Annotated in this window: 2 protein-coding genes; one reads left to right on the top strand and one right to left on the bottom strand. The window is 41.9% G+C overall.

What is annotated here, in order from left to right:
• The first annotated feature begins 125 nt into the window (after positions 1-125).
• Positions 126-11,108, top strand: a complete 10,983-nt coding sequence (locus OGM63_RS27115) for a putative Ig domain-containing protein (protein ID WP_263748825.1) — start codon at positions 126-128, stop codon at positions 11,106-11,108.
• A gap of 309 nt (positions 11,109-11,417) precedes the next feature.
• Here OGM63_RS27115 and OGM63_RS27110 read toward each other — a convergent pair whose 3' ends face one another.
• The gene (locus OGM63_RS27110) at positions 11,418-12,035 is read right to left on the bottom strand and encodes a hypothetical protein (protein ID WP_263748824.1); all 618 of its coding nucleotides are present in this window, start codon (positions 12,033-12,035) and stop codon (positions 11,418-11,420) included.
• Positions 12,036-12,319 lie beyond the last annotated feature (284 nt).

The following is a 12,319-nucleotide window of genomic DNA, read 5'->3' as shown; positions in this document are numbered from 1 at the left end:
CAACCGGACGGAATCTGTTTTTCTATGATTATTACGGCAATCCTTATGGTGTTGATAGCCGCAACGACTACGATAGCAACGATGAACGACTTGTACTGACTACTAGCGGTACTTACCGGGTTGAGGTGAAGACTAGAGGTGAGGGTGTTGGTAACTACAAGTTCCGGTTGTTAAATAGGGCAGATTCGCTTGCGAAAAATCTAGACACCGACATCATAGGACAGTTTGATAACGACAATTTGGGGACAACAGGCTACCGCATCACCATTCCCACGGGTGGAAAGTATGTCTACATCGACGGTCAGGCAGGCAGTTATGACTATTGGAAATTGTATAGTTCCAACGGAAAGCTGGTTACTTCTAATTATATTGACTATGACCAGGAAAAATTTTTAACAGAAGGTGAATATTGGCTGCTGATGCAGGGTAATGGCAGCAGCGACCCCAATTACAATGTGCGAGTGGTGACTTCTGAGACACCACAGCCAGAGGTTATCACTTACGGGGAGACGGTTAGCAAAACTATTACCAAAAAAGGCAGCTACCACACTTACACCTTCGCTGGAGAAGCTGGACAGCAGTTGTTCTACGATGCCTTAGGTGGTGACGAGTTCGACCTCCGTATTTACGACCCAACCGGACGGAATCTGTTTTTCTATGATTATTACGGCAATCCTTATGGTGTTGATAGCCGCAACGACTACGATAGCAACGATGAACGACTTGTACTGACTACTAGCGGTACTTACCGGGTTGAGGTAAAAACTGAAGCTGAAGGCATTGGTGACTACAAATTCCGCTTGTTAGAAAAAACTTCTGCTATCCCTACCATTACCTTCAATACTGACTACACTGATAGCTTTGACAACAACGGGACTGGAGCCAAGCTTTTTCGCTTCTTGGCTACGACGGGACAGCACTTTTACTTAGATACCGTAACTGACCAGAACCATTACACCTGGACACTCTACACTCCCAACGGTCAGACGATTAACAGTGCTACCGTGCAAAATGGGTATCTCAGTGACTACAAATTTGATGCGGCTGTTACGGGTGAATACTTACTTTCAGTTCAAGGATTCGCTGCTGACCCCTCCAATCAACAGAAGTACAAGTTTAATCTGGTCACTCCTGCTTCTAGCAACCAACCTCTGACATTAGGAAATACTGTCAACGGTTCTCTAACAACGGGAGGACAGGAGAATACCTACACTTTCATTGGTGTCACAGGTCAAAAGCTGTTCTTTGACGCTTTAGCAGGTGACGGGAACCTGAAAGCACAACTATATAGTCCCAGTAACGCGCTGGTTTTTGAGCAAACCACCAACAGCGATAGGTCACCATTCACTTTAAGCGAGTCAGGTAGTTATCGCTTGGTTATTATTGGGGAACAACCTGCGAACAAAGGCAACTACAGCTTTATCTTAAGCGATCGCTCAACTGCACCCACCATCCAAATTGGAACTCCCATATCCGGTAATCTAAATCCTGGTAACAAAGTTAACCTTTATCAATTCACAGCCAAATCCGGACAAAGCCTCAAATTTGACTTGGATGCCGACACTTGGAGTGGGGCAAACTGGATTCTCTACGACCCCAGCGGCACGATTTTCAAAGCCCCTTCAGCCAACATTCCTGACTTCAATGTCACATTTGGTGCTAGTGGTTTATACACTTTAGCGATCGCCGGCAATAGTGACACCAGAGTTGATTATAGCTTCAAAGTTACTGATACCTCCGTCACTCCTGTTACCAACACCGGACTAGGTGCTGTGCAAAGTGGCAGATTAAATGTCGGTCAGGTGATTGACTATAACTTCACCGCTACCGCAGGTACATTAATTCTGCTTGATAGTCAAGACAACAGCAACTCAGAAATTAGGAACAGACTTATAAACCTTGATGGCACTTTGGTCTTCACGGATAGCGATAGTAGGTACGACACTGCACCAATTTTATTAGAGCAGACTGGCAACTACAAACTACAAACGTTTGGTTACTACGACAGCACCGCTGGTGACTATAAATTCAACTTGCTAGAACTGCCTAGAAGCTTTAGGTCGCCAAATCTCAATTATTTGGAAATTGGTAGCGTTGTCTCAGGCAATTTGAATGCCCTACAAGACAAAGCTTACACCTTTGATGGCGTACATGGACAGAAATTTATGTTCAACGCCATGATTGGTGAAAATGTCAGGGCTTCTTTATATGACCCAAATGGTAATAACATCTTCTCTACAAGCAACTTTCAGTGGAATGGGGATAGGGGACTATTTACTTTAACCACTGATGGGCTTTATTATCTGGTTATTGCCAATGACGAAGCTGCTAGCCGCAATTACTCCTTCCAACTGTTAGATACAACTGTTGCACCGGATATTACCTACAGCTTGCCAAAAGCTGGTTCCTTGGACAACGGACAGCAAAGCCAATTTTTCAAACTACAAGCAAACGTTGGCGATCGCCTCTACTTTGACAGTCTAACCGACAGTATTCCCGATGGAAACTACCGCTGGAAACTGTTTGATCCTGGCAATAATCAACTCTTCGACACCGAACAGCGGTATGATTCAGAAATCCTCATCCCAGAAACTGGGGAGTACTATCTCTACATTCAAGGTGGCTCTGGCACTGATAAAGTTGACTATAACTTTAGGGTCTTGCGTCACGAAAAAGTAGTAAGTGATGTAATTACACCCGGTACTGGAGAAAATGCCAGCAACAGTGGTAAAGCACAAGGACTGTTCAACGTCAAGCTGTCTGCCAAAGATGCGTTAGGTGCCAGCACAGTTCAAGACTTTAATCTGAAGCTTTTGCCCGATCCAGATAACGGCAATCCAGTTATTATTACTACTCCCAAAACTCGCTTTGCCCTTGCTGACAAAGTTTATCAGTACAAACTTAAGAGTGTAGACCCAGATGGCGACAAACTTACCTATCGCTTGCTTTCGGCACCATTAGGCGCTTTAATCGACAATGAAACTGGGGAATTGCTGTGGTTCCCAGAATTTACTGTTACGGCTGGTAGTCAAGTTAACTTTCAAGTCGAAGTGAACGATCGTCGTGGTGGTAAGGATATTCAATCATTTGCAGTTGATGTTTACAACAATTTAGGCAAAATCCAAGGTGCAGTCTTTGATGACCTTAACAGCAATGGTTTACTTGACTCGAAGTTAGTTAAGGGAGATAACCCAGCGATCGTCTTTGCCATTGATGTTTCTGGTAGTACCGCAGCACCGTTCTTTGGTGAAGAGGGTAACAAGACTACGAAGACCGTTCTTTCTGCCCAAGTTGCCGCTGCTAATGCCATGATAGATGCAGTGGTTGCCTCTGGTGGAGGCTCACGCATTAAATTTGGCATCATTCCGCACAAATTCAATGCCGTTATCCAAGATATGGATTTGGCAACAGAGGGACTGCAAATCTATACCACTGCCAATGCAGATACGAACGGCAACGGCATTGCAGATATCCGGGAAATCTTATCTAGTTACACACCAGATGGCAGCAACAACTTTACTACTGCCTTACAAACAATTGACAGCTTATTTGATGCCTTACCTGGAACTCCCAATCTCATCTTCATGTCGGATGGTTACGGTCCTCTTGACCCGACTATTGCCAATCAAGTGGTAACAGACATCAAGGCAAAAGGTGGTAACGTTACAGCATTTGGTGTTGGCTTATACTCAACAATCGAAACGATTCAAAAGATTGACCCAAATGCTGAACGAATCACCGATTTTGAAAAGCTACTTGACGTTTTCTCCGGCTTTGATGACCGCTATGCCTTAGAACCATTTAAGGAAAATGTTACCGTTTACCTCGACCTGAATAATAACGGAATTCTGGATCAGGGTGAACCAAATCAACTAACCAAGAAAGATACTTCGACTTCAACTTTAGGTAAAAACAGATATTACTACACCTTTGACGACTTACTGCCCGGTACTTACACAGTGAGGACAGTAGTCCCCAACGGTTACACGCTGACAACCCCAACAAGCGGTGCTAAAGTTGACACGATTACTCTTGATGGAGAAGACTTTATTCACCTTGCTGGTCTGGGTAAAGTCAGTGAACCAGTTAATGTTGACCCAGTATTTATTACCACACCAGATAAGTCTAAAGTTAAAGCTGGAGAAAACTTAATTTACCGTGCGATCGCAACCGATGCTAATGCTGACCCATTAAATTATGACTTAATACTGGCACCACCCGGTATGACTGTAGATAAGACCACAGGTACAGTCGTTTGGTCTCCCAGTAAGCAAATTATCGAACAGTATTATGCGGAACTAAGAGCAGAAAGAGAACGTCTCACTGCACTTGGTCGGGGAGAGTTTGCACGTAACACCGTTGAATTAAATGTTGGGTTGCGGGTACGTGACGGCAAAGGTGGACAAGCACTGCAATATATCAATGTCGAACTACTTCCTGATAATATTGCACCTGTATTCACATCGGTGTCTAAAAATAATAAAGCGCAGGTAGATAAAACTTTCCGTTACCAAGCAACTGCGCTAAATACTGATGGCGATGTCCTAGTTTATTCTAAAGGGGATGGGGCACTTGATGGTCTATCCGTTACTAACACTGGTTTAGTTACTTGGACTCCCAATAGCACCCAACAAGGGCTACAAGAATTTACCATCAAAGTAACTGATGGTAAGGGTGGAGAAGCATTACAACGAGTAAGTGTGGTTGTTGGTGCTAATTTACCAAATACTGCACCGGACATTACCTCTACTCCCCGTACTGTTGTTAGACTTGGCAACACCTACCTATATAAAGTCGAAGCAAACGATGTTGATGGTGATGTTCTCACATACAGCTTGGTCACAAAACCAACTGGTATGGACATTACCCAAGATGGTGTTATTTCTTGGACACCCACCGCAGCACAATTTGGTAATTACACACTCAGTGTAGATGTCTCTGATGGTACTTTAACCACCACCCAAGACTTTACACTCAACGTTACCAATTTTGCGACCAACAACACACCGACTATTACATCAACTCCCAACCTCGTAACCAATTTAGAACGCACCTACGAGTATAATCTCACAGGTACTGACCCCGATAATGACTTGTTGCTATGGAGTCTTGATAGCTCACCCGAAGGGATGGTAATTGATGCTACTACTGGTGTATTGAGATGGCAACCCAAGTCTACACAAATACAAGAACACACAGTAGCTGTACGTGCTACTGATGCTTACGGTGCTTATGTTGGTCAAGAATTCACTCTCACAGTACGTGGAATTAATACACCACCTGCGATTGTTTCCAATCCTGTAACAAGTGCTGCTCAAAATCAAGTTTATACTTATAACGTTGTTGCCACTGACATCGAAAACGATGGAGTTACCTATAGTTTAGGTCGTCGTCCAGTGGGAATGACAATTAATACGGAGGGTAAAGTTGAGTGGAAACCGAGTTCGAGTCAAATTGGTTCGCATATTGTTGAAGCGATCGCACGCGATAGTCAAGGTGCGACTTCGACACAAAGCTTTACTATTGAGGTGGGTACAACTGCGATAAATAATGCCCCCAGTATCACTTCGACACCCAAGTTTGTTGCATCGGTTGGCAGTCCTTATCAGTATCAAGTTGTTGCAACTGACCCAGATACTGGTGATACTTTAACTTATCAAATATTATCCAAACCATCGGGTGTTGATATTCAAATTAACCCCACCACTGGGTTATTAACCTGGGCAAGTCCTGCTGCTGGACAATATCAAATTGTAGTTGGTGCTGTTGATAGTTTTGGATTGGGTGCCGCACAAAGATTTACCCTTACCGCACCACTGAATAATAACCCCGTAATTAATTCAACTGCTCCAAATACTGTAACACCTGGTAGTACTTATGCTTACGATGTCAAAGCGACTGATGCTGATGGTGATAATCTAACTTACAATCTAGACTCTGCATCTTTGGGTAAAGGAATAACGGTTGATGCATTGGGTAGGTTACGATGGAATCCCACCACCACTAATGTTGGGAATAACACGATTAATGTAACAGTTAACGATGGTAATGGTGGTAGCGCAACCCAAACGATTAATCTAAATGTTGCACAGGATACGGTCGCACCTTCATTACGATTAATTGCGCTTAATAATACAGCCAACTTGGGTTCCGACATTACTTTCCAAGCAAGAGCAACTGATAATGTTAAAGTTGCTAGCTTGCAGTTAACTGTTGACGGTACACCAGTTGTACTTGATGCGAACGGTATTGTCACAGTCAAAGCATCACGTAGTGGGACAATTAGTGCTGTGGCAATTGCTACCGATACTAGCGGGAACACCAAACAAGAAACCTTTGATGTGTTGGTTATTGACTCAACTGATGTAGAGGCACCAACTGTTAGCTTTCAGCTTGAAGGTATTAATGATGGTGATTTTGTCAAGTCACCAACTTCGATTCGTGCAACTATTACCGATGATGGTAGTTTAGATTATTATCGCTTGCTGGTGGCACCAGTCAATGGAGGGGAATTTAAGGAATTATGGCGTAACGACAATCCAACTGCGATCAATAATGGTTTGTTGGTAGAGAAGTTTGACCCCTCGCTGTTGCAGAATGACTCGTATATTGTGCGGTTGGAAGTTGCTGATAATGGTGGTAAGATTTCTTACTTTGAGCAAGTTGTTGATGTTGCGGGTGATTTGAAACTGGGGAATTTCCGGTTAAGCTTTACTGACCTGACTGTGCCTGTAACAGGGATACCGATTACGCTGACTCGTACTTACGATACGCTGACTTCCAATACTACTGATGACTTTGGTTACGGTTGGAGGATGGAGTTTAGGGATACTGATTTGCGTACCAGCCTCCGCAAACCTGATGAATTGCAACAAGAACTAGGGGTGCAAAATGCTTTCCGTGATGGTACTCGTGTATACATTACGTTACCTGGAGGAAAAAGAGAAGCGTTTACTTTCAAGCCCAAGCAGGTAGAAGAAATTGATGGTACACCGTTACTCTACTTCTCCAAGTACTTTTACACTCCTGAATTTATAGCTGATAAAGGTGTTACGAGTACGCTAACAGTTGATAGTCAGTTTATTACATTGAACCGTAATAGTAATGAATTTATGGGATTTGCAGGTAATGGTTATAATCCTGCTGACCAGTACTTTGGCGGTAAGTATATACTGACTACAAAAGAAGGGATTAAATATGAAATTGATGCTCTTTCAGGTGATTTGTTGACTGTTACGGATACCAATGGTAATAAGTTGACTTATACGGATGATGCGATCGCATCCTCTACTGGTCAGAAGATTACATTTGAGCGGGATGCGAGTGGTCGGATTAAGTCGGTAAAAGACCCAATGGGCGAACTTATCCGCTATGAGTATGATGCTCAAGGGGATTTGGTGAGTGTGAGCGATCGCGAAGGTAATACCACACGGATGGAGTATGACCAAGAGCGTAAGCACTACCTGGACAAAATCATTGACCCGTTGGGAAGAACTGGGGTGCGGAATGAGTATGGTGAAGATGGTCGGTTGAAAGAGCTTGTGGATGTTAACGGTCAGAAGGTTGAGATGTCCTATGACCCGAATAATTCCAGACAAGTTGTTAAAGACCAATTGGGAAATGCCACCATTTACGAATACGATGACCGTGGAAATATCCTCACCGAAATCGATGCCGAAGGTCAAATTACCAAACGCAAGTATGACGAAAATAACAACGTTTTAGAAGAAACCGTAATCTCTGACCGCAGTGGTGAAAGTGGTTTTACTACCAAATCTACCTATGACAGCAGAAACAATAAGTTAACGGAAACAGACGCACTTGGTAATATTACGTATTACACCTATGGTGATAAGAGTCGGTTGCTGACGGTAACAGACTCGCTGGGTCGTACTACAACCAACAAATATGATGGCAGTGGTAATTTGACCTCTACAATCGATGCAACTGGAAAAATCTCGACTTACGAATACGATATTTCCGGTCAACTTAAATCAGTCAAAGATGCTAACGGTAAGCTTACTTCTTTTGAATACACCAAATATGGAGATGTTCGCCAGATTACAGATGCATTAAATAATGTCACTGATTATGTCTACAACATTAAAGGAGATAAACTTTCTGAAAAACGTTACATGACCTTGGAAAATGGCCAGGTGCGGGAGTTGTTGACAACTTGGGCGTATGATAGCAAAGGTCAAATGAAAACCATGACCGATGCAGAAAATCATACAACAACTTATGAGTATGATGATAATGGCAAGCAAACTGCGGTAATTGATGCACTCAACCGTCGTACTGAGTATGTTTACAACACCAAAGGTGAGTTAATCGAGACAATTTATGCGGATGATACCCCTAATGATTTGACTGATAATTTGCGCTCAATTAACCGCTACGATGAGAAGGGACAAAAAGTAGCGAGTATCGATTTTGGTGGTAGGGAAACCAGGTTTGTTTACGATAAGGTGGGTAGATTAATAGAAACTATTCTCCCTGACAGTACGCCCAATAATTGGGATGATAATGCTCGGACAAAGGAAGAGTATTATACTGATGGGTTTGTGAAAGCGCAAATCGACGAACGGGGTAATAGGACTGAGTTCCGTTACGATGCAGCAGGACGGCAAATTGAGATTATCTATGTTGATGATACACCTGCGACTTTGACGGATAATCCCCGCACGAAGTATGTTTACGATGCTGCGGGACAGAGAATAGTAGAAGTTGATGCGTTAAACCGTACTACCAGCTTTAAGTATGATGATTTGGGACGGTTAGTTAAGACGGAGTTCCAGGATAAAACCTTTACCAGTCAAGAATACGATAACTTAGGTCGTCGGGTTGCGACGATTGACCAAAATGGTAAACGTACTGAATATGGTTATGATGATTTGGGTCGGTTGATTGGGGTGAAAAATGCTCTCAATGACTGGACTACCTATGCTTATAACTCTGTTGGGAATTTAATTACTATAACGGATGCCCTTAATCATACCACTCGTTACGAATACGACGGTTTAGGACGACGCACGGCTACTATACTACCCATGAATCAGCGTGCAGAGATGACCTATGATGCGGTGGGTAATCTCAAGACCAATACTGACTTTAACGGTCGTACAATTACCTACAACTACGACTCAATGAACTGGATGAGTGGAAAGCAGTTCCAAGATGAGTCGAAGGTAACGTATGCTTACAACTCTGTAGGATTGCAAGATATCGTCAAATTTGTTGATGCTTCAGGTGTAACTACTGCAACTTACGATTATGACTATGATGTGCGAGACAGACAAATTAAACGTACAGATAATATTGGTGGGGTAAGTCGCAGTATTAGCTATACTTACGATGTTGCAGGTAATCGCACTTCGGTGACAACTGCATCGTCCACTATTAATTATACGTTTGATGTGCGTAACCGTCTTGATAAAGTGATTGAAGATGGGATTGTGACAGCTGATTATGATTATGATGCGGTTAGTAACTTAATTAGCACGACTTTTGTTAATGGTACGCAGGAAGTTCGACAATATGATGACCTCAATAGGTTGAAATATTTGGAAAATCAGAAGGGGAATAATATTCTTTCCAGTTACACCTATACTTTGGATAAAGCAGGGAACAGGAAGAAGGTTGTCGAGAATACGGGACGTGTTGTTGATTATATCTACGATGGTTTGTATCGGTTGACGGAAGAAAAAATTACTAACGTGGTTAATGGGAATAGGGTTTACGATTATACCTACGATAAGGTGGGGAATCGGAAAATTAAGACGGAAGTTGCCAATGGCAATACAACCACTACAAGCTATGAGTATGACGCCAATGACCGTTTATTGAATGAGAAAGTTAATAATATAGTCACCGTTTCCTACGGTTACGATAACAATGGCAGCACGTTAACTAAAACAGATAGTCAAGGCACAACAAGCTACGTCTGGAATGATGAAAAGCGTCTCATACAAGCTACAGTAAATGGAACGCAAGTTAAATATGCTTACAATGACCAAGGAATACGTGTGTCTTCTAGTGTCAATGGTGTTGAGACGCAGTATTTGCTTGATGAGGGATTACTGGCAAATGTTTGGGAAGAATATCGACCTGATGGTATGGTGTTGGTCGAGTATGCGTATGGTCGTGATTTAGTTAATCAAACTCAGGGAAATCAGACGACGTATTACCATGTTGATGGGTTAGGTAGTACAAGGGTGTTGACTGATGCGAGTGGTGTTATTGTTAACACGTATGATTATGAGGCTTATGGGGAATTAATTAACTCGCCTGGTGAAGTGGAGAATAAGTACCTGTTCGCTGGGGAGCAGTATGATTCGGCGTTGGGGGATTATTACAATCGGGCACGGTATTATGATGCGGATACGGGTAGGTTTACGAGAAAAGATAATTATGAAGGAAGGTTAGGCGAGTCAATCACTCTGCATAAATATACTTATGCTCATGATAATCCAGTAAGTTTAACAGACCCAACTGGGTTTGCATCTCAAAGTCCAACAGAACTATCTAAGTACGGGCAAGCAGTAGAGCCAGTAATTCAAACTCAATATGAGAACGATCCAGATTTTTTGGGAGACAGTATATATTTTGGCGTAGATACATCTATCGGATGTGGAGTGGGCAAAAATAAACTATTATGTCCAGACATTTTGAACTACGATAAACAGCATTACATGGAAATAAAACCATTTACTGCAAGCGGGCGGAAAGCAGCCTCTGAAAGTATGGGAAGATACAAAGCATCTTTACAGCCAGGATATATGCCTTGTAATTATTGGAAAGCAATACCAGACGTTGGGATGGGTATTGCACTCAATGTTCCTTTTATATACTTTAATGATGATGGTGTACTTTTTTACACTACGAGGACGCACCTTTATGATGCAGTAATTGCTCTTGCTGCTTTAAAAGCTGGTAAACGAAGAAGCCAACTTAAAAAGTGGAGAGAAGGTGCGGAGCCAGATTTATTACCTTCTCCAACTTTTCAAGCGTCGCCTGTAGGTTATACGATAAGTGATTACATATTACAATCAACAGCGATGTTAGTAGCATTAGTGGCTGTATCTTCTCTCACAAGAGGATATGCTTAGGTTTGATTCGCAAATGGCATTAAGATAAGCGCTCATAAAACTTAGAAAATGGCAACAAATATAGGATTTACGCACTGTACAAACGAATGATTTTGTGTATCAACGTAAATACGCCGTTTCAGGTTTTTATTAACTACCTTTTATTGGTTGCGATACTCCCTACGGGAGTGGCTGCCGCCATCGCTTAGTGGGGAACAGAAAAATCAAGCTTGAAGCGTGGGAAAACATACCCCTCTGCATAATTTTTCTGTCAATACGTAAGTCCTAAAATATTATAAAAAGGAATTTAGGGGACAATGAATTTTGTAGCTATATATGACAATGTATGGCTACCGCAAGGTAATCTGAGTAAGAAGCAAGAATTTTTTGAACCTCCAAATCCCAGCTAACTTCTTCTTCATTAACTTGCGTATTATCAAGCAAGCAAATTCTCTTAAAAGCTTGTAAACCTAGCTTTGCTCCTGCTTCATACCACTGACCATTAGGGGTTATAAGAGCATATGGGACAATATTAGGTAAATCTGCAACTCGGCATGGATAACCAATAGGTAATTTGGATTCTCTGGACTCTACTTCAATAAAATCATACCAGTCCCATTTAGAGCAAGGGTTAAGAGTTGTTAATCGATAAGCACCATACTCGTCAATACCGGCTATTTCTTCTTCGTACCAATCTAGTTTAATTTTGGCTAAACTTTCGAGAAGATTATCACCATAAACTTCATATTCTTCTATCAATTCCTCAATATTTTCTTTTGAAAGAGTTGATAGATTTTGTATTTCCGCTTGAACTTCGCTTTGGTTTAAATATTCTTTGTATGGTTCAACTACCAGTTCTGAGTAGTAAGGACTAAGAAGCTCTGCTACATTTTCTCTAATATTGATAGTATTTTGAGGTAAGATTACCAAAGCTTTAAAATGAGTCATTGAATTTATTTTTTTATTTTTAACTGCTAAACAATTAACTCTATTATAGATAAACGCAGCCTCACCTATTTAGGGGTGTGATGCCCTTGGCAACCATCTTCGATGGTATCGCAACTAAAATATCTAGTTTTGTTGATAATTAAGCTATCTAATTGAGAATTAAAAGCCGATCTCACTGGTACTTATACAGTAAGAACGGTTGCACCTGCTGGTTATAATTTAACAACTCCAATTAGTGGTGCCTTCGTTGATACAATTACTGTCGGTGGGGAAGATTTCCGTCA

The organism is Plectonema radiosum NIES-515, from assembly GCF_025753815.1.
In the GTDB taxonomy this organism is placed as follows: Bacteria; Cyanobacteriota; Cyanobacteriia; order Cyanobacteriales; family Nostocaceae; genus Hassallia; species Hassallia radiosum_A.
This window is presented reverse-complemented; position numbering and strand designations above follow the sequence as displayed.